The sequence below is a fragment of the Shewanella sp. 10N.7 genome (assembly GCF_020806285.1).
Classification (GTDB): Bacteria; Pseudomonadota; Gammaproteobacteria; order Enterobacterales; family Shewanellaceae; genus Shewanella; species Shewanella electrodiphila.
The window spans coordinates 75,157-101,345 of sequence record NZ_JAJGZS010000009.1; the positions used below are offsets into that span (position 1 = coordinate 75,157).

Here is a 26,189-nt window from a genome sequence, read left to right on the forward strand (position 1 = left end):
ATATTTTTAGTCGTTATTGCCGTTGCAATCATATTCACAAGAAACCTATTAGCCGTAGTCATGTTAACTGGGATTTATGGCTTATTGTCTGCCTGTTTCTTTGTGGTGCTTGATGCTGTAGACGTCGCCTTTACCGAAGCATCTGTTGGTGCAGGTATCTCTGGCTTACTCATGTTAGCGGCCATCACCATAACAGGCCGAAAAGAGGCGCCAAAACGGCATAAACCCTTTCTGGCGCTATTTGTGGTGTTAGTCACTGGTAGCATGCTGATTTACGGCACTTTAGATATGCCTTATTTCGGTGATCCTGAGGCGCCTGTTCATCAACATGTTGCCCCTCGTTATATCCATGACTCGATGGAGGAAGTCGGTGTACCTAATATTGTGACTTCCGTTTTAGGTAGTTACCGTGCATTTGATACCTTAGGTGAAGTGGCCGTTATCTTTACTGCAGGCATTGGTGTGCTTTCTTTGTTATCACTGCCTCGTCGCCGTAAAAAAATCAAATCTGAAGAAGCCACAGAAGAACAAATGCATGAACGTCATATGGTGGTGCGTATTGTCAGTAAAGCGCTCATCCCGTTCATCTTATTGTTTGCATTGTATGTGCAATTTCATGGTGACTTTGGCCCAGGTGGCGGATTCCAAGCAGGCGTTATTTTTGCTGCAGCAATTATTTTGTACACCATGCTATTTGGTTTAGATACCGCTAAAAAAGTATTCAACCCAGCCTTGATTCAACTGTTAGCCGCAGTTGGGTTGCTGCTTTACGCCTGTGTCGGGGTTGTGTCCATGCTCAATGGCGCTAACTTCTTAGACTACAACGTACTGGCTGATGATCCTGTTTCAGGTCAACACATTGGCATATTACTGATTGAATTAGGCGTAGGCATCACCGTTGCCTCGGTCATGTTGAGTATCTTCTTCAACTTTGATGGTCGCAGACAAGCTCAAGCTGAAATTCAAGCAGAGAAACAACAATCAGAACAAGAACAAAAACTAAAAGGGGAGCAGGATGTTTCTCGGACTCTATAACTATTGGATCGTCGTATTGTTGATGATGATTGGCTTTTATATCGTTATCGCCCACGGAAACTTGGTTAAAAAGCTAGTTGGACTCACCATTTTCCAAACCTCAGTGTTTATCTTTTATATCACCGTCGGCATGGTCGAGCGCGGTAGTGCGCCGATTATTGCTGAAGGGATCAGTGATTACTCTAACCCTCTGCCCCACGTGTTAATTCTTACCGCCATTGTGGTAGGTATTGCAACCACAGCACTTGGTTTAGCACTGGTCATCAGAATCAAAGAAGCCTATGGCTGTGTCGAAGAAGATGAGATCCAAAAACAAGATCAGCTCAGCGAGGATGAATCATAGTGTTAGCTCACCTGCCTATTTTACAAGTTGTGGTGCCGCTAATTGCAGCCCCGCTATGCTGGTTCTTAAACCGCTCTAAACTGGTGTGGATATTTGCCTTAATAGTCTGTGCTGCAACCTGCGTCAACAGCATATTACTGCTCATTGAAGTGATGAAGTCAGGTACGATTATCTATGAACTCGGGGGCTGGGAAGCACCTTGGGGAATTGAATATCGCATCGATAAGCTTAACGCCTTCTTACTGCTGATTATTTCCACCATTGGAACCGTGGTGTTGTTTGCCGCTAACACCAGCATACAAAAAGAACTCGACAAAGATCGCCACACTTTATTTTACAGTCTATACCTACTGTCATTAACTGGCATGTTCGGCATCGTCGCAACCGGTGATGCGTTTAATGTGTTTGTATTTTTAGAGATTTCTTCTCTATCAGCTTATGCCTTAATAGGTTTAGGTAGAGACAGACGCGCGTTATGGGCAGCCTACCAATACCTGATCATGGGCACCATCGGTGCGACCTTTATTTTGATTGGTATCGGCATGCTCTATCAAATGACGGGCACGTTAAACATGAGCGATCTGGCCACCCGATTAGTGGATGTTGGTCATACCCGAACAGTATTTGTTGCCTTCGCATTTTTGATCGTCGGCATTTGTTTGAAGCTAGCCCTATTCCCTTTACATCTGTGGCTACCAAATGCATACGCTTACGCGCCTTCGATAGTAACGGCATTTTTAGCCGCTACAGCAACTAAAGTCGCTGTATACCTGCTGATCCGATTTACCTTTACCGTATTTGGGATTTCTTTCTCGTTCACTTCGTTGCCACTACAAAGCATTTTAATGGTGCTTGGACTTGTGGGGGTATTTGCCGCTTCTATCACTGCGATTTATCAGCAAAATGTGAAACATATCTTAGCTTATTCGAGCATCGCTCAAGTGGGGTATATGATCATCGGTTACTCGATAAATACCAGTACCGGGGTAATGGCAACCTTACTGCATTTGTTTAACCATGCATTAATGAAAGGTGCACTGTTTTTAGCATTAGGCGCAGTAATGTACCGAATTGGCAGCGTCCAGCTCAAACAGTTCCAAGGGCTAGGCCGAGAAATGCCATTGACCATGTCTGCCATTGTTATCGGTGGTCTCAGTTTGATTGGTGTGCCGTTAACCGTCGGTTTTGTCAGTAAATGGTATCTGCTTGTGGCTAGTGTTGAAGCTGGTATGTGGCCTGTTGCGGTACTTATCCTATTAGGGTCATTGCTGGCCATTGTGTATATCTGGCGCATTGTAGAAATGGCTTATTTCAAGCCGCCATTACCTAGTCGTGAAGCCGTTAAAGAGGCACCTTGGACTTTCCTTGTTCCAATCTGGATCCTCGTCTTCGCTAATATCTATTTCGGTATCGATACTCGCCTGAGTGTGCAAGTGGCACAGGCGGCTTCTCAAAGCTTGTTTGGAATAAACCCATGAATCCATCTTTAGCGCTGATGTTACAGCTAACTATCCTATTACCGCTGCTGGCAACCTTTGCAATAGCTGCAACAGGAAAGAAACCTAACCTACGTGAGGCTGTCACTATCAGTACCAGTCTTGTGGTACTTTATTGCGTGATAAACCTCTATCAAGCGCTCAACGCTGGCACCAGCATTGAGGTCTCATGGTGGGAGCTTATGCCAGGTTTAGAGGTAAGCTTTGTAGTAGAACCTCTAGGCATGTTATTCGCGTTAATTGCCAGTTTTCTTTGGTTAATCACGACCATTTATGCCATTGGTTATATGCGTGGTCATGAAGAAGAAAACCAAACCCGCTTTTACATCTGTTTTGCTTTAGCGATTAGTGCCGTCATGGGCCTCGCCTTTTCTGCTAACCTATTTACCCTATTCGTGTTTTACGAAGTACTCACACTGTCTACCTACCCGCTAGTGACTCACGCGGGTACAGATAAAGCTAAAAAAGGGGGTCGGGTTTACCTTGGCATCTTGCTTAGTACCTCTGTGGCCTTTTTCCTATTAGCCATCATCTTAACTTGGTTTGTTAGTGGCACCCTCGAATTTACCGCTGGCGGTGTATTTGATGCCAATGTGAATACCACAGTAGCGGGCGCTATATTAGTCCTGTTTATATTTGGTATTGGTAAAGCAGCGATGATGCCATTTCACCGCTGGTTACCAGCAGCAATGGTCGCACCAACGCCTGTCAGTGCACTTTTACATGCGGTGGCAGTGGTAAAGGCTGGGGTATTTACAGTATTAAAAGTGTGTATCTTCATTTTTGGTCTCGATTTACTGCCACAGTTACCAACTACAGAATTTTTGCTTTATTTAGCAACTTTCTCTGTGGTGATGGCCTCGATTGTGGCCATGCGACAAGATAATTTAAAAGCAAGATTGGCCTACTCTACGATAAGTCAGTTGGGCTACATCACCATCGGTGCCCTACTGGCCACATCATCAGGTGTTATCGGTAGCTCAATGCATATCGCCTCCCATGCCTTTGGCAAAATTACCCTGTTCTTTTGTGCCGGAGCCATTTTGGTAGCTAGCCATAAATCTAAGGTAAGTGAACTACGTGGACTTGGCTATACCATGCCAATCACCATGGCCGCATTTTTCATTGCTAGCCTTAGCATTATTGGCGTTCCACCAGCTGGAGGAACATGGAGTAAATGGTTCCTATTAATGGGCACTATTGAAACCGGCTATTGGGTTGTCATGGTTGCCTTAATGCTCAGTTCGCTACTTAATATCGCTTACCTTCTGCCAATTCCTTACCATGCCTTTTTCCCAGGCAAAGGATTTAAGCCGTCAAATAGCGGTATTAAAGAAGCCCCTATGCCATCTTTAATTGCAATAGTTATCACATCCTTAGGCTGCTTGATTATGTTCATTCATCCACAGCCCTTTTATGAATTGGCGAAAGCTATTTTGACTGTATCTGGAGTCAACCATGGACAATGAGAAGCAGTACCTCTTTGATAAACCCAAAAACATCCAGCGGATTTTATACCTGTTATACACTTGCTGTGCATTGTTAGTGGTACTTGATTTTGTCATTCATCGCCATGTTTACCATAGCTGGGAAAACCTACCTGCTTTTTACCCAATTTATGGCTTTGTCGGTTGTGTGATTCTTGTTGTGGTCGCCAGTTGGATGCGCAGCTTTTTGATGCGTCCAGAAGATTATTATGGGCCCGTTGAAGAGCTTGATAATAGCAAAATTGAAATAGTCGACGTCAGCGATGGCCACGCCAAAGAAGCTAACAATAACAATAAAGGTGATCGCAATGTGGATGCTTGAGTTACCGCCGTTTGTGCTGTTTATCATTGGCGGATTGATTGCTGCTACAACTCGTGGAAAGTTGCGCGGTGCCTTGATGATAGCGATCCCAGTGATCAGCGGATTGCATTTGTGGACGGTGCCAGAAGGCGTCCATTTGCAATTGATGTTTTTAGACTATGAATTAGTCCCTTATCGCGCAGATAAATTAAGTCTGATGTTTGGCTATATTTTCCATATTGCCGCATTTATTGGCATCGTCTACTCATTACACGTTAAAGATACAGTGCAACAAGTTGCCGCTATGCTATACGCAGGTAGTGCCATTGGCGCCGTATTTGCGGGTGACTTGTTAACCCTATTCGTGTTTTGGGAGCTACTCGCCTTTACCTCTGTATTTCTAGTGTGGGCCCGCCGTACTCCAGCAGCATATAGCGCGGGGATGCGCTACCTCATCATGCAGGTACTCTCTGGGGTTATTCTGTTAGTTGGCGCGCTATTTTATATCAACGAGACAGGTAGTATTGCCTTTGACTATATCGGTTTAAATGGCATTGCTGGCTGGCTTATCTTTATCGCCTTTGGCATTAAGTGTGCGTTTCCTTTTGCGCACACTTGGCTTACCGACGCTTACCCAGAAGCAACACCAACCGGTACTGTTTTACTCAGCGCCTTTACCACCAAGGTTGCGGTTTATGCCCTTGCTCGTGCCTACCCTGGCACAGAAATACTGATTTATATCGGCGCGGCAATGACCTGTTTCCCTATCTTCTTTGCAGTGATCGAAAACGATCTTCGTCGAGTGTTAGCCTACAGTTTGATAAACCAAGTGGGCTTTATGGTAGTCGGGATCGGTATCGGGACTTCCCTTGCATTAAATGGCGCAGTGTCTCATGCGTTTAATGATGTGATTTTTAAAGGCTTACTGTTTATGAGTATGGGCGCCGTACTGCATATGACTGGCCGAATAAATGGTTCAGATCTCGGTGGTCTCTATAAGACGATGCCCAAAACCACAATATTATGTATTGTCGGCGCAGCGTCTATTTCAGCATTCCCACTATTTAGCGGGTTTGTGAGTAAATCAATGGTAATGTCTGCAGCGATGGAGACAGGTCATGACTGGGTTTGGTTAATGCTACTGTTTGCCTCGGCGGGTGTATTCCACCACGCAGGTATTAAAATCCCTTACTTTGCCTTCTTCGCACATGACTCGGGTATTCGAGCCAATGACCCACCAGTCAACATGTTAACAGCGATGTTCATTGCCGCTTGTCTATGTATTGGTATTGGTATTTACCCAGCAGCGCTTTACTCTCTGCTACCTTACGATACGGGCTATAACCCATATGATGCGACCCATGTACTGGCTCAGACTCAGTTATTACTGTTCTCAGCATTAGCGTTCGTTTGGTTGAATTTAAAAGGGATGTATCCACCTGAGCTACGCTCTACTCACCTTGATGTAGATTGGGTATACAGGCGCTTAGTGCCTAATGCACTACAACGCGTTTTTGCTGTCATTTGGAAAGTGGATGGCGATATTCGTCAATCAGTACGAGGCAAGTTAGACCAATGCCAGAAGTTTTTATCTCGCCAGAATAAAGGCGGTGCAGGAAGCTTTATCTCCAGTGATTACCCATCAGGTAATATGGTGCTGTGGGTCGCAGTGATTTTGGCAACTTACTTGTTTATAGGCTTTGTGAACTAAGCATTGTAGTGGCATAGCCAATCAAGAAGTCACATGTACCTTTGTAAATAAGGTAATAGCAAACAGACAATGATTAAAAGGCTAGACCCGAATGGGTCTAGCCTTTTCTATTTCAGTCACGTTATTTCAGAACGTTATTCAGTAAAGTTAACTTTTTCAAAATGGAAACAAGTTTAGTTTTGCAAATCATATTCAATGAAGTTTATCGAATAATAGCGTGTAAAATCACTTTGTTTGTAACTCCACTTGCATAGTGATTCAATTATTGTGGCGCTACATATTCTGCCAATATGTAAATAATTACCTATGCAAAATCTAACGTGAGTAACAACCTCGCTCCGGCCGTCGCTACTGCAGGTGAACGGTGAACCAGTGCTGTGTTTTCATTTCCAATCCAAGACTGACCTTTAAGTAAGGCCACATCTGCGCATGTCATCTGCTGAATGTCAGAATCATCAGCATATAAACCAGACTCTGAATCGGGCTTGCCGTTACTTGCATGGCCTAGTTTAGAACGATCTAGGGAATATTCATTTAGCCATTGCGTTGCAATGCCGTGGTAAGTTGTCACCAAACGACACGGCACTTTATCAACATGAAATCGTGGGCACATGGCGCCGTGTAACGTGGCTAATCTAAGACCAACATCGTCAAGTTCAAACAAACAACAGAACATATCAACTAACTCTGCGATATCCTCTAACAATGCTTTGGGCGCTGTGCCATCTGTCGCATCATCAAGTATTTCAAATGCAGAACTGGGACTGACGGTAACCGATTTACTCAAACGAGGGTTTAACGCCACAAACTCACTAATTGCAGTTACAAGCTCAGGTTTAAAAGCACGTTGCCACAGGGCAATATTGATATTCTCTTGATAGATATCAGCCAATACATTGGCTTGTATACCGACACTGGAGCGTTGTGTGTAACTTTCTTCGATACTGTTTTGTGTAGAAAAGGCCGCGTCAGATAACGGCTCAGAAAGTGCAGCATTCATTGAGTATCTCCTATTATGTAAATCAATCCTGTGGTGCTACAGAAAATATCCAATGACATTAATGAAACAGCACTAAAACCCACTAAAGATGTGTTACAACATAACATGCGCATCGAATTAGTAAAAGTTGATAGCCTGTATAATAACCAAGTAACAAGTGAAAGATGGCTTATGGGGATCAGAATTTACGACTGCTATAGAAAGCGTAAATACTCTTGCTGCCATATTTTCGGAATGGTGAGATTATATTGCTCAAAGATTGAGAAGCTTTGCTGGTAGTAATGTCTTTGCAGACTTTCCCGTGACTGCTCAGTAATACAAAATGATAAGGTCGCAAGATTCCATGCGTAAGCTTCAGACCATAACTGAGGCGTTTTTTGATACCCTGCCTCAGTAAACGCTAGCATTTGTTGACTCAAGGGTTCTAAATCAAACTCCCAGCTATTTAATTCATGCACACTTGAGAAACACTCAAGTAATGTGAGATACAAATGTGAAAAGCAATCTGGCAGCACCGGAATACTCGACAAACTAACAATGCGCTTCGCTATAGTCACCACATTATGAGGCTGATAAAACTGACGATATAAACAGGCTAACTGACTGATATTTTCAGCGTACAGCTCAAGCGCCTCAGCCAATTCCAGCTTTTGACTTGCTGCCACACCTTGCTGAAGCTGCAAATATATAGAATCAAGCTGAACTAATACTGCTTCATAAGGTTCAATTAGCTCCCTTGAAGGGCGTTGTTTATCATAAGACTCTGATAAAGCGCCAAGTTGCTCACTCAGTAAAGCTAATTGGTTTATCACTGACACTCTAACACCCCCCCACTTCATTCCATTGCCAAGAATAATCAAAAAACCTGAAATACGACCTTGTCACTTTTACCATTTAATTTCAATTTCATGTGCTAAAGCATTGCAATAAAAAGAAATAATAGCGTAATCTGTAACCAGTAAAAACAAAGCAGGCCAAGCTCTTAAATCAATAAGAGAAAGCCTTTCAGGGAAGAAGAAGCCAATCATTCGCTTGTAAATTACAGTTCATTTGAACCGCACGAGCACAAAGTGAAAAGTTTACTCAGCCCCACTTATTTTTTATTATTAGCCGCTAAAATCATGCTGATTAAGCGGCCGCTTGAGGGCAAATATGTATGCAACTTACCCTCTATACGCGGTTGATTACCACATAACCAGCAGATAATTAAGGGCAAACGAGCGCATAGGCTGTACTGCCCTCGTCACTCATCTCTAGTTTCGCGTTTGCATCTTTAATAATACACCGGCCATCAGCTGCTTTGGCGGTGATATTAACCCCGTTATGTTCAAAAGCTTTTAGCTGGCATTGCTCTAGACTTAATGCCCCTGTCACCATTTGGCTAGCGTGATCCCAATTGCTAAACAGGGTATTGCCACCACTCCAAAAGGTTTGCTCATCTTGAGGTGTGATACTACAGCCTTGAAAATTCAATACATACCGCCAGTGCCATTAGCGCCGCCGCCCATGTTAATTCTAAAATGAGTATTTGAAATACCAACAAAAGACATCGACCGTGAGAAACGCTCATTGGCTTGTAACGATAAATCAAACCCACCTTCTTCACTGTTTATTCGGGTAAAAGTTTTAACGGTTTTATCTGCATTTAAATAGATGATGTAACCAACACCATCAGCATATTGATTAGCGCCCGTTACCAAATCTGGGATACCGTCTCCGTTTAAATCACCCGTTGCGACCAAAGCATGGCCAAAATGTCCGCCACTGGTACCGTTGGGGTTTTCATCGGTTGATATCGTTTCATTAAATCCCGATAAACCTGGTGCAACTTTTAACTTATCAACCACCTGATTGGTTTCGCTATCAAGCGATAAAATCCAAATAGCGCCAATGCCGCCGTCAGACTGAAACGCACCCACTGCAAGTTCTTTGTTGCCGTCGCCATCTAAATCACCCAGTAGTGCTGACTCTCTACCGCCAAAATCATCCCCCTCAGTAAGCCCTTCACCAAAGCCGCCATAATATTCACCTATGGTAACTATGTCGTTGTATATCACTTCTGAGCTTTCATCAAAAAATAACAAATGAATAGCACCACCATTAGTATGGCCTGGATCTGCCGCCACAATATCGATTCGGCCATCATCATTTAAATCGCCAACCGCGCTTAATCCAAATGCAGTAATGTCAGTATTTTTCACCATCGACTTAACGGTGCCATTGCTATTAAGGTGCAAAATATACACTGTATGCACGTCATTACTGGCAGGGGCTGACACAGCAATATCTGGAATGCCATCACCATCATAATCACCAATGCCTGCCACGCCATAGCCAAAGAAACTACCAGCAAATAATTCACCGTCAAAATTACCTGTTAATGCTGATATTTTTTGATTGCTTTTCACCGTTCCATCTTCATTCATAAAGAGGATGTATACCGCTCCAGCATCTGTTGCACCATCATCATCAGAACGAGCGCCAACAACTAAATCACTGATGCCATCACCATCAATATCCCCTACTTTGTCGTGATCTCGACCAAAGCGGTCGCCACTATCAATATTGCCTTCAAAACCACTTTCACCGTCAACAATTTTGATAACATCGCTTGGGCCAAAAAACGCCATAGCTTCGCCTGGTGAAGGGGTTAACGGCCCTTCGGTTTCTGGTGGTGTAGTTTCTGGCACTGTAGGGATCGGCTCAGTGCTGACTGTGTCATCCTGATCACTCCCCCCGCCACAAGCTTGTAAGCCCATAAGAAGTAATAATAACGCCAGCTGTAAGCTCAAATTTCTTGTCAACATCTTTACTCTATATCTCATCTGGTTCGCTGGAATAAATAACAGCACTTAATAAGGCTCAATGTTTCAATGCCTTGGGTTTGAATAATTATTGCATACAAGGCAAAAGCCAAGTGTAAAGCTAATGTAAAGAGGATGTAAAAGAACGTAAGCTTGGGTAAAGACGCATAGATTGTTAAATAACAGGAATAAGTGAATTAAGCAGGGCTTAAGTAGAGCCAATAACTTTGGGTGGCCATGTTATTCTCTAAAAGCAAAACAAAAAGAAGCAACGCTTGCCAGCCCACACAAACGATATAAAATCTAACACACTATTTTTAAATGATTTTAATCACAAATTGATACTTAAAGGCATTGCGTTTTTAAGAACAAATAGCGTAATGTATAACCAATAAAAAACACGCAGGCCAAGCTCTTAATCCAATAAGAGAACGCCTTTCAGGGAAGAAGAAGCCAATTATTCGCTTATAAAACCAGTTCATTTGAACCGCACAAGCACAAAGTGAAAAGTTTACTCTTCCCCCTCTTATTCTTACTTATTCCTCATCACTGAAATAGTTGACGCCATGTACGTTAGCTAATTTTTAACCTGTTGATAGTATGATTATGGACTCAAATCGCACCATGAATTTAATACGTTATTTAGCTGTGGCAGTCATATTTTTTATCGTTGGATATGTTTTTAGAATGCAACAACCTCACATTCAACAAACCGATTCACTCCCCAATAACGCTCAGGCATTGTCGATTGAGCAAGTAGGTCATAATGACACAATCGCCAAAGATGAATCGAATGAAGTAACCGTTCAAACATCAACAACACAAGAAATAAATACTGAACATGTATCACCTGATGAAAATATTGATATCTCACACTTCGTAAACGGGGAATACCAAGTATTAATGCAACACTCAAGCTTCGTTAGTGGTGCAAAGAATTTAGCAACAAACAGCGGTTACTCTGATTGGTCACAATCAATTGAAATAAACTTGGGTGGATATTTAGAAGAGCATTATCAAGCCAGTGATATCACTAGCGAATGTAATGCTAACATTTGTCTTTTTAAAGGGCATATGAGTTCGTTTAACAAAGGTAACTTAAGTCAGGATCTAATGGATGATTTACCAACCGCATTCCCTTGGTGGACAGAATGGGGGACACATTTAGCTATTATTCCAAATGAAGAAGATAGCAATGACAATATTTTTTATATCGTGAAGCATAAAGTTGACTTATAACCTCAACAAGCCGCAAGAGCGAATATAAATCAGCAAAGCAGAAACTAACACCATATTTTCAAATGCTTTTAATGTCATTTTATGTGCTAAAGCATTGCACTAAACAGGAAAAATATCGTAGTCTAGAACCAATAAAAAACACATCCAGGCCAAGCTCTTAATCCAATAAGAGAACGCCTTTCAGGGAAGAAGAAGCCAATCATTCGCTTGTAAAAAGCCAGTTCACTTGAACCACACAAGCACAATTGAGAAGTTTACTCTAGCCCACTTATTCATTCGTATTCAGGGAAGTAAAGACATATGGCAAATTATCGAACATTTGAAGAAGAGCGACTCATGACTCAGATCGAAAAAGACCATGATGACATGATGAGTGGAAACATGAACTCAGGAAGCAGTGGCAATTCAGGAGTTTCGATAGGGCAAGGTAGTTCTGATGTGTCGTATTGGTTAATAACTATAGGGCTGGTGCTACTGGGGACGCTTGTTTATGGGATTTTTGATAATTTTGAAACTATCTTAGTTGTTGCCACTAAAGCCCCCTTGTTTTTCTTTACACACCCGTTTTGGCTAATATTAACTATCTCTCTTTGCGCTGGTAACTTTTACCGAAGAAAAGAGGAAAAGCTATATCAATGGTTTTTTAAGACGGTTAGCATGGTTTTGGTGACAATCTCGCTCCCGATGATTACTGTCTTGTTAGCCTATATTTTGTTGGCTCCTATAGGGTTTATGCTTGGGGTGCGTCTGCCTCTAGGTTTGTTTGATAACGCGATTAGTCTATATATTGCTTCATATGGAATAGAGCTTGCGCCGCAATTGTTGCATTACTACATGGAAGACTACTTAGGCTTTAAGTTTTCGAATGGGTTAATGATGTTTTCAGTTAATGTGCTCTACTTGATAGTAATCGCTGTTGGCTTTTTGGCTTCGTATAATCTTTACTTCCAGGTCATCATGACGCGTGTTAGTGGCAATACGGATGCTGAATTTTCTGACATTTCACTCGATGTTATTGGCTTGGCGATAGTCATTGCATTCAACTACGCAATTACAATCCCTTTGCGTAACTCAATAGGTGATCTACCTTCTGGCATTAGTACGCTTATTGTTTGGAGTGTTCTTTTATTTCCATTTTTTGGTATTAGGCTGGCTATCCATAATAGATACCAGAGCAAGGCACATAAGATGGGTCGTATCTTTACTTATTACTATCTTTTGTTTTGGATGGCGATTGTTGCTTTCATGTATACCACCACAAAATATGATTTAGCCATAATACTGGCTCCACTGTGCTCATTCTGGATATTAATTAGGTCTCTTCGCTAGGTGATAATTGATTGTAGTTAGCAACAATAAATATGTGGGGGCAGAGTCTGGCCCCACATATTACTTATTTCAATTCAAGGATGAATAATGGATTTCACCTACCTTATTTTAGCATTTGTATTTATCGTGTTTATTAGGCTATTTATCGCCTTTATTAGCCGCCCTCAGCAATTAAATTATCGCCGTAAAACCAAGTTGTTCAGCCATGCAGAACGCTCATTCTTGGGTGTGCTTGATACCGCCTGTGCAGATCAATATCGTGTATTTGCCAAAGTACGAGTTGCCGATGTGCTTACCCCAGAAAAAGGCTTAAACCGTAGCAATTGGCAAACCGCATTTAATCGAATTTCAGCCAAGCACTTCGACTATATATTGTGTAAACCCGACACCATGGAGTTTGTTGCAGCCATAGAGCTAGATGATAAAAGCCATAACAGCAAACAAGCTCAAAAACGTGACGCACTCATTAATGAAGCTTGTGAAAGCGCCCAACTACCGCTCATACGATTTCCAGCCAAAGCGAGATATTCGGTGCAAGAAGTAAAACAAGTCATAGAGCAGTCCATAACGCCTGAAATCAAAGGTAACCTTTAGCAATCTGTACCACCAAAACACAATTCACGATACATACTGTAACACCCTGCTTTTTAAATGATTTAATTTCAAACTTTCGGGCAAAACAGTGCGCTACCCCATTGTAATTGGTTAAAAAACTGACGTATTGTATTACCAACAAACGCAGGCCAAGCTCTTAATCCAATAAGAGAACGCCTTTCAGGGAAGAAGAAGCCAATCATTCGCTTGTAAAAGCCAGTTCATTTGAACACACAAGCACAAAGTGAAAAGTTTACTCAGACCCCACTTATTCCTACTTATTTCTTATAAGGTATATATGACACAAATAGCGAAAGTTGTTAAATGGGTAAATAGTGCGAAAAAACCACTCTGGTGGCGGCTGGTTATCCGCAGAGTCATGGAGCAAGGAGAGCTTCAACAGCAAGATTTACAGCTTATATATCAAATTGCCAAAATGGAGTTTGGCCTAATTCCACAGACAAAGGAATATCCTAATTACGTTAAAGTAGTTGCTGTTGCTGGTTTTGAAACTGAAGCAGCACCAGTTACATTAGCAAGTTTAGGCAATGTAAAAAATGTCTCCTCACTAATTGAAGATGTAACATTAACTTTTCCTACTGTAGGGTTAACAGCTGTATATGGCGATAATGGTGCTGGTAAATCCAGTTATGCCAAGATATTGAAAAGTGCATGCCTAACTCGCGGTGATGTTCCTGCTATTATGACCAATGCTTTTAATCCTTCAGCTGTTCCATCACAAGCTACTTTAGGCGTGTCAGTCGATGGCGCTGCGGTAGTTGAAAATATATGGACTATCAATGGTGAACCAAACTCAGAGTTAAAGTCTATAAGGGTGTTTGATTCGCATTCCGCTACAAACTACATTTCAAAAACAGATAGTGTTGAATACAAACCAGCAGAAGTAAAATTACTGGATGAATTAAGTCGCGCTTGCCAATTTGTGAAAGGTGAATTGACACGCGAAGTGATTCCATTTAGCACCCCTTATGTAATACCTGATTTAAATCCAGTGTCTAAGGTTAGTGCATTTTGTAACTCGCTAGTTACCGCCACCAATGCCACATTAGAAGCTCAATGTGGCGGGGAAGGCGAACTGCCAGAAATAGCCCAGTTAAAGAAAGATATCGCAGAGCTAAGTGGAAAAACACCTGCTCAAGTTAAGGCTGCTTACGATACAAAATTGAAGCACCGCGAACCATTATTGACTTATCTCAACAACCTATGTGCCAATTTAGGTGATGTTAATGTCGCTAAGATAGGACTGTTGTTTGATGCTAAATCAACAAAGTTGAAGGTCGCAGAGCAAGTAAGGAGCACGACTTTAAATGGTTTGCCAATTGAAGGTATCGGCAACGACGCATGGAAAGAAATGTGGAAACATGCGCAGAATTTCATAATTGGAAATGGGGATGGTAAAACTTTCCCACCGTTAGAAAATGAACATTGTCCGACTTGTTTACAGCCAATTAGTAACCAAGCTGCGGAGAGAATGGCTAGATTCAATGATTATATTACCAACCAATCTCAAGTTGATGCAGAAAAGGCTACAAGAGCACTAATTTTAAGTTTGAGCCCTATATCTCAGTTGAGTTTTGAACTTAAACCATATGATGGTATTTTTGCGGAAATACAGCAAACAACACCTGATGCAATAGATCAATTTAATATCCTTATTAAGCAATTGTTTGATAGGCAGCAGAACTTAATCTCTGCGACCCCGACATTTACGCATCCTGCACTTGATATGAGATTTGTGCAGAGACTCTCCCGACAAGTTGACGCTATAAAAGCTAAAAAAGATGGCGCTGTTGACGATGGCACATTAGCTCAAACGATTAAAGCTAGTCAGGATAGATTGATTGAACTTGAAGACCGACAGAAATTATCAGCGCACAAAGCTAATATCCTTACAGAAATTAAACGCATCAAGACATATGGGCATTTTAATTCAGCCTTAGCTACTACTAATCTTTCATCTATTACACGGTTTATTTCTGAATTGGCAAAAACTGGCAGTTTAGGGTTGATAAATAGGGCATTTTCTAAAGAGTTAGAAGCGCTTAATTTCAAAAGTTTTGATGTTGAAACTAAAACTCAAGGTTCTGCGGGTCAGCAAAAACTGGCTCTACAAATTTCACGGAATGCATCAAAGATAGGACATATTGCTAGTGAAGGTGAGCAAAAATGTATTGCCTTAGCTGGCTTTATGGCTGAATTGACAATTGATAACCGTAGATCTGCAATTATATTTGATGACCCAGTTAACTCATTAGATCATAAATGGAGGCGTAAGTTTGCTAAACGGATTGCAGATGAGGCCTTGACTAGGCAAGTGATCGTACTTACCCATGATTTGCCATTTTTGATGATGTTGAGTGAGGAATCAGCGTCTCCAATTAATATCCAATCTATTACTCGCAGAGGAGAGCTGTCTGGTTTCCCACAAGGGCGGCCACCTTGGGACACACTAAAAACGGCAGACAGAATAGGCCAGTTGAAACAGTTAGAAGTAGAACTTAGAAAGTACACTAAACGTGATGACTTTATTGAAGATATTTATAGTCGGGATGCTAAACATATCTACGGTAAAATGCGCGAAACGTGGGAGAGATTAGTTGAAGAGTGGCTGATCAGGAATGTAGTCCAACGTTTCAGTCGTACAGTACAAACGCAAAATATTCGCTACTTAGTTGATAGTACTCAAGAAGATGTAACCACAATCAGTGATGCGATGACTAAGTGTAGTACCTTCTTTGAAGGCCATGATACTGCAACAGGGCTGGGGGTTACTGAAATGCCTGATATAGATGAGTTGTTAGCTGATATTAACGCTCTTGATGTTTACTTTCAGAAATTGAAAAAAAGAAGGAAGTAGGAAATAAGCAGGGTCAGAGTAAACTTTAATCCCATCAAAAAAGCGAACCACACGGTTCGCTTTTTCACTTTGATAAATAGCTAAACTTCAACTCACCCTACATCACCATAATTGCGTCGCTGGCGATGATAAAACAATGAAGTTTGAGGTTTTCGCCGCGGAGTTGACTGGTGTCAATGAGCAGCGAAAACCTTAAACTGAGGCCGTATTATCAAGCCCAAACAGCAATTATTCGTAGTCGCTGATAGGGACGCAAGAACACATCAAATTACGGTCCCCATACACATCATCAATACGATTAACTGTCGGCCAGAACTTATTCGCCTTAACCGCTGCTGATGGGAACACGGCTTCTTCACGGCTGTATGGGCGTGTATCAAACGCTGGGTCCATAATATCTGCCATGGTGTGCGGTGCATTATGCAGTGGGTTGTTGTCGCTTGGCCACTCGCCTGATTCTACTTTGGCGATCTCTTTGCGAATTGAGATCATCGCTTCTGCGAAACGGTCTAGCTCAACTTTTGACTCTGATTCTGTTGGCTCAATCATTAAGGTGCCCGCTACTGGGAAGCTCATGGTTGGCGAATGGAAACCGTAATCATTTAGACGCTTAGCAATATCCATTTCGGTAATGCCTGAAGACTCTTTAAGCGGACGTAAGTCGATAATACATTCGTGCGCTACACGGTCGTTACGGCCAGTGAATAATACTGGGTAGTGACCTGACAGTTTCTTCATTACATAGTTAGCGTTTAGCAGTGCCATTTGAGTAGACTGTTTCACGCCTTCGGTGCCTAGCAGTTTAATGTACATCCAGCTGATAGGTAGGATGCTAGCACTGCCGTATGGCGCGGCTGATACAGCGCCATTGTTGTCGCTTTCGCGGCCTGGCTTAACGATTTGGTGACCTGCTACAAACGGCGCTAAATGCTTTTTAATGCCGATTGGGCCCATACCTGGTCCGCCGCCGCCATGTGGAATTGCGAAGGTTTTATGTAGATTAAGGTGCGATACATCTGCGCCAATAAAGCCCGGTGACGTTAAGCCAACCTGTGCGTTCATGTTGGCGCCATCAAGGTAAACTTGACCGCCAAACTCATGGACGATTTCACAAATCTCAGCGATTGATTCTTCATACACACCGTGAGTCGATGGGTAGGTGATCATGATGCACGATAGGCTGTCTGCAAGCTCAGCGGCTTTTGCACGTAAGTCTTCTACGTCGACGTTGCCTTCTTTATCACATGCTGTCACGACCACTTTCATGCCTGCAAGCTGCGCCGATGCAGGGTTAGTGCCGTGAGCAGATTGTGGGATTAAGCAGATGTCTCTGTGCCCTTCGCCGCGTGACTCGTGGTATTTCTTAATCGCCAGCAGTCCTGCGTATTCGCCTTGTGCGCCTGAGTTAGGTTGGATACACACGGCATCGTAGCCTGTGATGTTGACTAGGAAGTCAGATAACTCATTGATTAGCTGAGTGTAACCTTGCGCTTGGTCTAGCGGGCAGAATGGGTGCATGTTGGCAAATTCTGGCCAGCTTACCGGTAGCATTTCAACGGCTGCGTTAAGCTTCATGGTACATGAGCCTAATGAAATCATTGAATGGTTTAGGGCTAAATCTTTGTTTTCTAGACGCTTGATGTAACGCATCATTTCAGTTTCGCTTTGGTAGCGATTGAATGTTGGGTGGGTCAAGATGGCATCTTTACGCTCAAGCTCTGCTGGGATTGAGCTAAAGCCGTTACCTACGATGTCGCCATCGATAGCCGTAACATCAAGGCCATGACCTTCACCGATAATCACAGTCAATAACTGGTCGATATCTTCGCGTGTGGTGGTTTCATCTAAGCTGATACCCAAAATGCCGTCAGCATCGATACGTAAGTTTAATTCTGCATCGACAGCGCGAGCTGTAACTGCTGCTACGTCTAAGCCTTTAACACTGATGGTGTCGAACCAAGTGTTGTTAACTAACTCAACGCCTTTGGCTTTAAGGCCAGTCGCTAGAATGTCAGTTAAACGGTTAATGCGGCTAGCAATGGTTTTAAGCCCTTGTGGGCCATGGAACACGGCGTAGAACGACGCCATATTCGCTAATAAGATTTGTGCAGTACAAATGTTTGAGTTGGCTTTTTCACGGCGAATGTGTTGCTCGCGTGTTTGCATTGCCATACGCAGTGCGTCATTACCGCGTGTATCTTTTGATACACCAATAATACGACCAGGCATTGAACGCTTGTGTGCATCACGGGCAACGAAAAATGCAGCGTGTGGTCCACCGTAACCCATTGGTACGCCAAAACGCTGTGCACTACCAAATACGATATCTGCGCCCATTGAACCCGGTGACTTAAGCAGTACCAGTGACATGATGTCAGCAGCAACAGTCACAATCGCTTTCTTTTCAGCAAGCTTAGCAAACAGCTCAGTGTTGTCGGTGATTTCACCAAAACGGTTGGTGTACTGGAATAATGCGCCAAATAGCTCGTAGTTTGCGGCTTCTGCTGCTGGGCCAACAATCACTTCAAAACCAAAACATTCTGCGCGGGTTTGCACTACATCTAATGTTTGTGGGAATACGTCGTCTGCCACAAAGAAAATGTTGGCTTTTTTGGCTTTAGACACACGTTTTGCCATTGCCATTGCTTCAGCAGCGGCGGTCGCTTCATCAAGTAGTGATGCTGATGCAAGGTCAAGACCGGTTAAGTCCATCGACACTTGTTGGAAGTTAAGAATGGCTTCTAAACGACCTTGAGCAATTTCTGGCTGGTACGGGGTGTACGCTGTGTACCAACCCGGATTTTCAAACACGTTACGTAAAATGACGTTTGGTACTTCAGTACCGTAGTAGCCCATGCCGATGTAGCTTTTGAATACTTTGTTTTTATCAGCAATGGTGCGGATGTAGGCTGTACCTTCCGCTTCGCCACATGAATCACCAATGGTCAATTCTTGCGGTAAACGAATTGAACCAGGCACAGTTTGTGCGGTTAAGTCTTCAAGCGATTCTGCGCCAACATAGTTCAACATTTCTTGCTGTTGAGCTTGGTTAGGGCCGATATGTCGGCTTAAAAATAATTCGTGTTGCTCTAATTGAGTTAGGGTTTGCTTTGTCATGAGAAGTCGTGTTCCAAATCTGCCAGAATCAAGCTGTAGGGCATTAAACTGGTCTAGGGAAAAATGTTGTTGTGCAATACTTTAATAGCAAGCGTAAGGATCGCTTATGCCATTAATAAATTTTTAAAGGCAAAACAAAAGAAGCTCCCAGGGGAGCTTCTATTAGCGTCGACGATTATTCTTCGTCAATCACTTCTTGGTAACCGTCAGCATCTAACAGGTTAGCCACTTCAGCTTCGTCAGATGGCTTAACGCGGAAGAACCAACCTTCGCCAAATGCTTCGCTGTTAACTAGCTCTGGTGAATCTTCTAGTGCTTCGTTAACGGCAACAACGTCACCTGAAATTGGTGCGTAGATGTCAGATGCAGCTTTTACAGACTCAGCTACTGCGCAGTCTTCGCCAGCAGTGACTGTATCGCCGACTTCTGGTAATTCTACGAATACCATGTCACCTAATAGCTCTTGTGCATGCTCAGTGATACCCACAGTGTATGTTCCGTCTTCTTCTTTACGGATCCACTCATGTGATGAAGCATATTTAAGTTCAGCTGGAATGTTGCTCATTGTCGTAATTCCTATATCTATAAATTTAAAGCGCAATTTTTATTTGAGTTAATGGGATAAGTACTTAATCGTCAACTCGTTGACTATTGATTGATATTATCTAAATAAGTACTTATTCCAAAATATGTTAGTCGCAAAATGTGCTGTGAAATCACAATTTTGCTTACTCACATCAGAATGCTTGTTTACCGTTACGTACGAAACTTGGTGCAATGACTTTAACAGCTACGCGCTTTTTACGCATTTCGACTTCAGCCGTATCACTAATACCCTTAGGTACACGCGCCATGGCAATAGAATAGCCTAAAGTTGGCGAGAAAGTCCCGCTGGTGATCGAACCTTCATGTTCAACGCCATCTGCGTCAGTGAAGAACACTGGCATGCCGTGACGTAATACACCTTTTTGTTCCATGATAAGGCCAACTAATTTGTCTGGCCCTGCTGCTTTAATTTCTGTTAGTGCTGCGCGGCCAATGAAGTCACGATCTTCTGGCTCCCATGCGATAGTCCAGCCCATGTTTGCTGCTAACGGGTTAATGGTTTCATCCATGTCTAAACCGTATAGGTTCATGCCCGCTTCTAAACGTAGGGTGTCACGTGCGCCTAGGCCACATGGCTTAACGCCTGCTTCAAGCAGTGCTTGCCATAAGCTTTCAGCTTCAGCTTCTGGGACGATGATTTCGTAACCCGCTTCGCCGGTGTAACCTGTGGTCGCAATAAATAATGATTCTGACTGCACACCAAAGAACATTTTCATGCCTTCAACGGCGGCGTTTTGCTCAGCGCTGAATACTGTAGCCGCTTTAGCTTTCGCATTAGGACCTTGCACAGCAATCATTGCAAGCTCAGGGCGCTCAGTAATGGTCACATCAAAACTTGCTGACTGTTTTTCCATCCAGGCTAAATCTTTAACGCGAGTGGCTGAGTTAACCACCACACGGTAATGGGTGTCAGTAAGGTAATAAGTAATGAGGTCGTCGATAACGCCAGCGTTGTCGTCTAGCATGCCGCTGTAAAGCGCTTTGCCAGCGACTTTTAGCTTAGCAATATCGTTTGCTAATAATTTGCGTAGGAATGCACAAGCATCGGTACCGGTCACATCAACCACTGTCATGTGTGATACATCGAACATGCCTGCGTCTTGGCGCACTGCGTTATGTTCTTCGATTTGTGAACCATAGTTAAGTGGCATATCCCAACCGTGGAAATCTACCATCTTGCCATTTGATTCTAAGTGCTTGTTAAAGAGTACAGTTTTATTAGCCATTATTATCTCTTTTTTATGAGCCTTCTGAGGGTACAACAGGTGAAGGCGATTTATATACCGTGAACATTGGAAATATCGTCTTTCCGATATTCACGGCTATGAATGGGGCAAAATTATACCCATAGGGTGAACTTTGTATAGTAGGAAATTTTCTAATCCGAGATTTTAACATTAGTTTAACTAATGCGAAGGATGTAGTTTTTTTACAAGAATTTCATCTACTTCGGCCGATCCCCTGATATATAAGAGGTTTTAGACCGAAGTGATGTCAAATTTTACTCACGGCAAAGTTTAGGAAGTTTCAGTTTATTGCCTATAGCCTGTTTGATGAACACTGTTTTTAGTCCAGCGACATTATCAATCAGGTTTAAACCCAAATCACGTAAGGCTTTTTTAACTGGATTGCTGCCTGCGAATAGTCGTTTGAAACCTTCCATTGCACTGATCATCTCTATCGCTTCAGCTTTTCGCCAGCGCTCTAGTGCTCGAAGGTTGGCGTAATCACCGAGATCTTTACCCGCGTCATGTAACTCGCTAACGGTTTCGATAATACTGGCCGCATCTAAAAAGCCTAAGTTAACCCCTTGGCCAGCTAACGGATGAATGGTGTGTGCGGCGTCGCCTGCCAATAACAAACGATGACGAGCAAAGTGGCGTGCATAACGCATACGCAGTGGGTGTGATTGACGCTCGCTCACCAGTTCACATATGCCTAAACGACCATCAGATGCTGCGGTTAAGGCTTTAGAGAATTCTTCAGGCGATAACGCTAATAGCCTTTCGGCTTCTTGGGGCGATACTGACCATACGATAGAACAAAGATTGTCTTCGTATAGTGGCAGTAATGCTAATGGGCCGTCGGCTAAAAACACCTGACGAGCGGTATCTTCATGGGGCTGACTCGTGCGAATGGTGGCTACAATGGCGTGGTGGCCGTAATCCCAAAATGTCAGTGGAATTTGGCACTGGGTTCGCACCCAAGAGTTAGCGCCATCAGCTGCAACCACTAACGCAGCACTTAAGTTTTCGCCGTTATCTAAGGTTAACCACGACTCACGTTCACCAAAAGCGATGCGTTCAAGTCGCTGGCCTTCAAGATGGGTAATGTTAGTTAATTCGCTGGTACGTTTAGCTAAGGCGTAACTGATGGATTGGTTTTCGATAATCGCCCCAAGGGATGGCTCACTGATGCTGGCGGCATCAAAGGCAATTTTGCCTAATCCGTCTTTGTCCCATACAGCCATTTTTTGATAAGGCGCAGTGCGGGCTTGGTCAATGTATTGCCAAGCACCTAAGTTTGTTAGTAATCGCTCACTGGCTTTGTTAATCGCACTCACACGTAAACGTGGCTCACCTGACACTGCCTCTGTTTGGCCCGCATCAATTACCACCACATTTAAGTTTGCCTCGGCTAAACCGATTGCCGTTGCCAAGCCAACCATTCCACCGCCAACTATGGCTACATCATAGGTCTGAGTTTGAAACATGTTAATCCTTAATCTTCAATCGGTTTACTGAGATGCTTTATAACTGCACTTGCAATCTTTAGGCACTTTTCCAACCCATTGCTTTATGGGCAATAGGTGCTTTGAGCGGCGGACACCATGACAACAATCTTAGCCCTAGACTGCGCCCAGCCACTAATGGCCAGTACTGATTTGAGAAGCCGCGCACTAAAAACTCTACATTGTTGATGGTATTGCTACGATCAGCTTCACGTAGTGACAGATAATCATGTATTACAGTGTGTTGGCCAATATCTAATGCTTGTTGCTGTTGCAGGCTGCATTTGATGACTGTTTCTATGGCATCAATTAAGCCGACCACATCACGTAAACCTAAGTTAAACCCTTGGCCAGCAATCGGGTGCAAGGTTTGCGCAGCATTACCAATAAATACCGTGCGATGGTATATCGGTCTCGGCATATACGACAAAGTCAGTGGATAACTGACACGCTCGCCTACATCGGTAAAGCACCCTGCTCGGTTGCCAAACGCGCATTGTAATGATGCTAAAAACTCAGCTTTGGGCGCGGTTTTAAGTGCTTGTGCTTGCTCACTATCAAGCGCCCACACCAATGACAAACGTGGCTGATGGCTTTTACCTTGTACAGATTCAGATGACATCGGCAGTAACGCTAAAGGCCCAGTGTCGGTAAATCGCTCATAAGCCCAACCTTGATGCGGCTTATCAGTTTGTACATTGGCAACGAGTGCGACTTGGTCAAACTCAACTTTTTCAATGTCTTGTTTTAGTGCTTGGCGTACTTTGGAGTGTGCGCCGTCAGCCGCTACAAGCAACTGAGTACGAATTTGCTGGCCATTACTGAGGGTTAAGCTGTGACCTGTTGCGTCAGTTTCAAGGGTGTTTAAGGTCGCTGGGCAATAAAGCTTAATCTCATGTTGCTTTAACTCATCAAACAAAACCTTTCCGACTTTAGCCAGCTCAACGACTTGGCCCATGGACGAGAGATTAAACTGCTCAGCGTTGAGTTCTGTCATGCCGAAATGACCACGATCGGATATGTGGATGTTTTCAATCTCGGTGCCAAGGCTTGCAAGTTTTGGCCAAATACCTAAACGAGTTAATTCAAATACTGAGCCATGGGCGATAGCAATAGAGCGCGCGTCAAACCCTGGATGATTGGCATCTGGTGCTACGGCTTCAATAATGGCAATTGATAACGGTCGGTTAAGTTTGGTTTGATATTTTTCAGAAAGCTGGGCTAAACCCAATGCGAGACTGGCCCCTGCCATCGCACCACCAACAATGGTGATATCCACTTTTTCTGCATCGTTATTAGCAATAGGCTTATTTGTCGTTGTGTTACTCGAAATAGTCTTAGTAGACGTTGAAAGTGTTTCTGGCTGGGTCATAAAAGCGTGTTCTTTTTATTAATTAGATTGACGCTTGCGCACAAGACTTATTATCTGTGCGCGTGTTTTCGCTGACTAATTTACTGTTTCGTACTTAGTGAAGCTTAAATTATTAGTGCAGTGGCGCTGCTGGCTCGCTGTCATCTAATGGGATTTCTGGGCCGAACTCTGAATAACACAATACAGCTGCCATTCTGACAAACTCATGCAGTTCGATGAATGCAGCTTCTGATTCATCGTCATCGCTTACGTCAAATTCAACTTGTGCAATCGCACCTAAGTCTTGAATGATTTCACGTACATCTGATGATGCGCCATTCAGTTTAGGCTGAATTAACGCAATGGCAGTAAGGTAGCTTTGTACCCATAAAGCTAAGCATTCTAGACGAGTGCTTAGTGGCTCTTCTTCTTCAGGTAGTAACGGATTAAACCCATATTCAGCATCGCCCAAACGGGTGGCTGTGTCTTGAAACAGTTCCGTGATTAATTGCTGTAACTCGCTGGTTAATGGCTGACCATCGTTCATCAATTCAAGTAATGGTTTTAGCCAAACGGTATTAGCTTGTTCTACCCCACCACAAATTAACCCGACTAAGGCGCCATGCACCTCGACTGGATGCTGACCAATTTCAGCTGAATCGAGTGCTTTTTTCAGTTTTTCAATACATAAAGAAGGAGGGGTTGCCATGGTAATGTTCCATTAAATATTCAATCTGCTGCAATGCTAGCAGAGTTAATAACTGCCACCAAACTCTGCACAAGAATTTGCTGAGTAATTTAGCCACCGGTGACGTGTTTTTATACAAACTTTGATGTGAATCTCTTTAGTATAAAGCACCTTGGGATGATTAGCTTAGATAACAGGCTAATTGATTGTTAATCATTAGGTTCTGTTTTCAGTTTTTTAATGGTGCTGAATTAACTAAATCAAAAGCTAATATAAACCTTGCCACATATAACTCGATAAACTAAGCGAATGGTGTCAAAACTAGTATGCTTAATCAGGTCGAAATAAACATATTCTGTATCTAGTTGCGGTATCTGTTGATTCAGTTTGAATAGCGATAAATTGCTAGCAATTAACCTCTGTTGTCACTAAGAGGTTACATATGCGGCCTAAGCTGCTCATACATCAAGCAAATAGGTGTTAAGGACGCGAGTTACCTTGCACTTTTAATATATGCGCTATATAGTCCGCAAATAGGCTAGTTCCATTCTCTTGATTGAGTGTTAGATAATAAGCACTTAGTGTTATGCGATAAGCTTTACGGCTTAATCTTAAAGAGAAATGGCTTTAATGCTAAAGCGTTACAGTCAAGGGGTTAGATAAACTGCTACAATTTTTATTTTAGACGAATAAGGATCCTCAGCGACATATGAGTAATAGTGCTATAGATATCTCCCTTTTAGGGCGCACCTACTCTATCGCTTGTCCAAAAGGACAAGAGGATGCATTGCGTTCGATCGCTAAAGGTGTTGAGCAACAGCTGACTAACCTGAAAGCACGTACCAACAATTTAAGCCGCGAAGAATTAGCCATTATGGCCGCGCTGAATATTGGTTACGAGTTACATGAAGAACAGCAAAAGAATAAGCAGTACATGGCGCAAATGGATGAGCGTATTTCGTTATTACAGTCGACGTTAGAAAACTCGCTGATTGAACGAACTAGCAAGGACGACTAAACAATTTTTAGACTTGTGTTAGGCCAATTTTAAGTTGAGTTTGACATGATTCACACCGGTTTTGCTCCCTGGGATATGCGCTTGTAGGTTATGTCCCTGTGCCGATATTTACAAACCCAGGGTGAATGCTTTCATTGACATTGCGTATGCTCGGCTTGTACCGAGAAACCTTAGGAGATGAACATTTTCCCGCCTTGAACCTACGGTTCAAGGGCTACACCGACGGTCGGTATTCTGGGGAGCATCCTAATTAAACAAACCACCTTATTGGGTGGTTTTTTTATGCCTGAATCTTCAGCAGTTGACTCTGAAATTTAGCCATATACTTTTACGATTAAGCGTCTGTTCTCAGCACTTAACTCAATACTTAACTAAAGACTTAACTCAATACTTATTAGTACAATGTCGACAACTTAACAATCAAGTCCCGCCACGTTACCCTCCCCTTAAGCAACTCAGTT

At 42.9% G+C, this 26,189-nt stretch carries 21 protein-coding genes and 1 other RNA gene; 12 read left to right on the forward strand and 10 right to left on the reverse strand.

Annotation, left to right across the window (positions count from 1 at the left end; translation table 11 throughout):
* The 6 genes from LMH66_RS07695 to LMH66_RS07720 are packed head-to-tail and all read left to right on the forward strand — an operon-like array spanning position 1 to position 6,373.
* The gene (locus LMH66_RS07695) at positions 1 to 1,035 is read left to right on the forward strand and encodes a Na(+)/H(+) antiporter subunit B (RefSeq protein WP_303515331.1); all 1,035 of its coding nucleotides are present in this window, start codon (positions 1 to 3) and stop codon (positions 1,033 to 1,035) included.
* On the forward strand, positions 1,016 to 1,378 hold the full coding sequence (locus LMH66_RS07700; RefSeq protein ID WP_102528292.1) for a cation:proton antiporter subunit C: 363 nt from the start codon (positions 1,016 to 1,018) through the stop codon (positions 1,376 to 1,378). Before LMH66_RS07695 ends, LMH66_RS07700 begins: the two co-directional genes overlap by 20 nt.
* Positions 1,378 to 2,856, forward strand: coding sequence for a monovalent cation/H+ antiporter subunit D family protein (locus LMH66_RS07705; protein WP_229369149.1), 1,479 nt, complete (start codon positions 1,378 to 1,380; stop codon positions 2,854 to 2,856). The genes LMH66_RS07700 and LMH66_RS07705 overlap by 1 nt, the downstream gene beginning before the upstream one ends.
* On the forward strand, positions 2,853 to 4,343 hold the full coding sequence (locus LMH66_RS07710) for a monovalent cation/H+ antiporter subunit D family protein (protein ID WP_229369150.1): 1,491 nt from the start codon (positions 2,853 to 2,855) through the stop codon (positions 4,341 to 4,343). Before LMH66_RS07705 ends, LMH66_RS07710 begins: the two co-directional genes overlap by 4 nt.
* Positions 4,333 to 4,683 carry a hypothetical protein gene (locus tag LMH66_RS07715; protein WP_229369151.1) on the forward strand — a complete coding sequence of 117 codons (351 nt, stop codon included), beginning with the start codon at positions 4,333 to 4,335 and terminating at the stop codon, positions 4,681 to 4,683. Before LMH66_RS07710 ends, LMH66_RS07715 begins: the two co-directional genes overlap by 11 nt.
* Complete coding sequence (locus tag LMH66_RS07720; protein WP_229369152.1) at positions 4,670 to 6,373, forward strand: Na(+)/H(+) antiporter subunit D; 1,704 nt, start codon at positions 4,670 to 4,672, stop codon at positions 6,371 to 6,373. Before LMH66_RS07715 ends, LMH66_RS07720 begins: the two co-directional genes overlap by 14 nt.
* Positions 6,374 to 6,677: 304 nt before the next feature.
* Here the strand turns inward: LMH66_RS07720 and LMH66_RS07725 are convergent, their stop codons facing one another.
* The 4 genes from LMH66_RS07725 to LMH66_RS07740 all read right to left on the reverse strand — a co-directional run bounded on the left by LMH66_RS07725 (position 6,678) and on the right by LMH66_RS07740 (position 10,180).
* Positions 6,678 to 7,373: a DUF1826 domain-containing protein gene (locus LMH66_RS07725; protein WP_229369153.1), complete on the reverse strand. Its 696-nt coding sequence runs from the start codon at positions 7,371 to 7,373 to the stop codon at positions 6,678 to 6,680.
* 194 nt (positions 7,374 to 7,567) lie between these two features.
* On the reverse strand, positions 7,568 to 8,212 hold the full coding sequence (locus tag LMH66_RS07730; RefSeq protein WP_229369154.1) for a hypothetical protein: 645 nt from the start codon (positions 8,210 to 8,212) through the stop codon (positions 7,568 to 7,570).
* 367 nt (positions 8,213 to 8,579) lie between these two features.
* Positions 8,580 to 8,846, reverse strand: coding sequence for a hypothetical protein (locus LMH66_RS07735; protein ID WP_229369155.1), 267 nt, complete (start codon positions 8,844 to 8,846; stop codon positions 8,580 to 8,582).
* A complete protein-coding gene (locus tag LMH66_RS07740) occupies positions 8,843 to 10,180 on the reverse strand; it encodes an integrin alpha (protein ID WP_229369156.1) in 1,338 nt (445 codons plus the stop codon). Before LMH66_RS07740 ends, LMH66_RS07735 begins: the two co-directional genes overlap by 4 nt.
* A 621-nt stretch (positions 10,181 to 10,801) precedes the next feature.
* On the opposite strand from LMH66_RS07740, the gene LMH66_RS07745 reads away from it, so the two are divergent.
* The 4 genes from LMH66_RS07745 to LMH66_RS07760 all read left to right on the forward strand — a co-directional run bounded on the left by LMH66_RS07745 (position 10,802) and on the right by LMH66_RS07760 (position 16,217).
* Positions 10,802 to 11,416, forward strand: a complete 615-nt coding sequence (locus tag LMH66_RS07745; RefSeq protein ID WP_229369157.1) for a hypothetical protein — start codon at positions 10,802 to 10,804, stop codon at positions 11,414 to 11,416.
* Between the two features lie 300 nt (positions 11,417 to 11,716).
* Positions 11,717 to 12,745 (forward strand): hypothetical protein, encoded by a 1,029-nt coding sequence (locus tag LMH66_RS07750; protein ID WP_229369158.1) that lies wholly within the window; start codon positions 11,717 to 11,719, stop codon positions 12,743 to 12,745.
* Between the two features lie 87 nt (positions 12,746 to 12,832).
* Positions 12,833 to 13,339 carry a DUF2726 domain-containing protein gene (locus LMH66_RS07755; protein WP_229369159.1) on the forward strand — a complete coding sequence of 169 codons (507 nt, stop codon included), beginning with the start codon at positions 12,833 to 12,835 and terminating at the stop codon, positions 13,337 to 13,339.
* A 379-nt stretch (positions 13,340 to 13,718) separates the two neighbouring features.
* Complete coding sequence (locus LMH66_RS07760; RefSeq protein WP_229369160.1) at positions 13,719 to 16,217, forward strand: AAA family ATPase; 2,499 nt, start codon at positions 13,719 to 13,721, stop codon at positions 16,215 to 16,217.
* Between the two features lie 228 nt (positions 16,218 to 16,445).
* Here LMH66_RS07760 and gcvP read toward each other — a convergent pair whose 3' ends face one another.
* From gcvP to LMH66_RS07790, 6 genes are all read right to left on the reverse strand, one after another.
* Entirely contained in the window at positions 16,446 to 19,334 is a 2,889-nt protein-coding gene (gcvP, locus tag LMH66_RS07765; protein WP_229369161.1) for an aminomethyl-transferring glycine dehydrogenase, read from the reverse strand.
* Between the two features lie 175 nt (positions 19,335 to 19,509).
* Complete coding sequence (gcvH, locus tag LMH66_RS07770) at positions 19,510 to 19,899, reverse strand: glycine cleavage system protein GcvH (RefSeq protein WP_102528280.1); 390 nt, start codon at positions 19,897 to 19,899, stop codon at positions 19,510 to 19,512.
* A 172-nt stretch (positions 19,900 to 20,071) separates the two neighbouring features.
* Positions 20,072 to 21,166, reverse strand: coding sequence for a glycine cleavage system aminomethyltransferase GcvT (gene gcvT / locus LMH66_RS07775; protein WP_229369162.1), 1,095 nt, complete (start codon positions 21,164 to 21,166; stop codon positions 20,072 to 20,074).
* A 275-nt stretch (positions 21,167 to 21,441) separates the two neighbouring features.
* Positions 21,442 to 22,653, reverse strand: coding sequence for an FAD-dependent oxidoreductase (locus LMH66_RS07780; RefSeq protein ID WP_229369163.1), 1,212 nt, complete (start codon positions 22,651 to 22,653; stop codon positions 21,442 to 21,444).
* Positions 22,654 to 22,711: 58 nt separating this feature from the next.
* A complete protein-coding gene (gene ubiH, locus LMH66_RS07785; protein ID WP_267869116.1) occupies positions 22,712 to 24,043 on the reverse strand; it encodes a 2-octaprenyl-6-methoxyphenyl hydroxylase in 1,332 nt (443 codons plus the stop codon).
* 112 nt (positions 24,044 to 24,155) lie between these two features.
* Positions 24,156 to 24,731 carry a UPF0149 family protein gene (locus LMH66_RS07790; RefSeq protein ID WP_229369164.1) on the reverse strand — a complete coding sequence of 192 codons (576 nt, stop codon included), beginning with the start codon at positions 24,729 to 24,731 and terminating at the stop codon, positions 24,156 to 24,158.
* Positions 24,732 to 25,419: 688 nt separating this feature from the next.
* On the opposite strand from LMH66_RS07790, the gene LMH66_RS07795 reads away from it, so the two are divergent.
* Positions 25,420 to 25,728 (forward strand): cell division protein ZapA, encoded by a 309-nt coding sequence (locus LMH66_RS07795; protein ID WP_102528275.1) that lies wholly within the window; start codon positions 25,420 to 25,422, stop codon positions 25,726 to 25,728.
* 62 nt (positions 25,729 to 25,790) lie between these two features.
* A non-coding RNA gene (gene ssrS, locus LMH66_RS07800) (6S RNA) lies at positions 25,791 to 25,973 on the forward strand.
* The last annotated feature ends 216 nt before the right edge of the window (positions 25,974 to 26,189 follow it).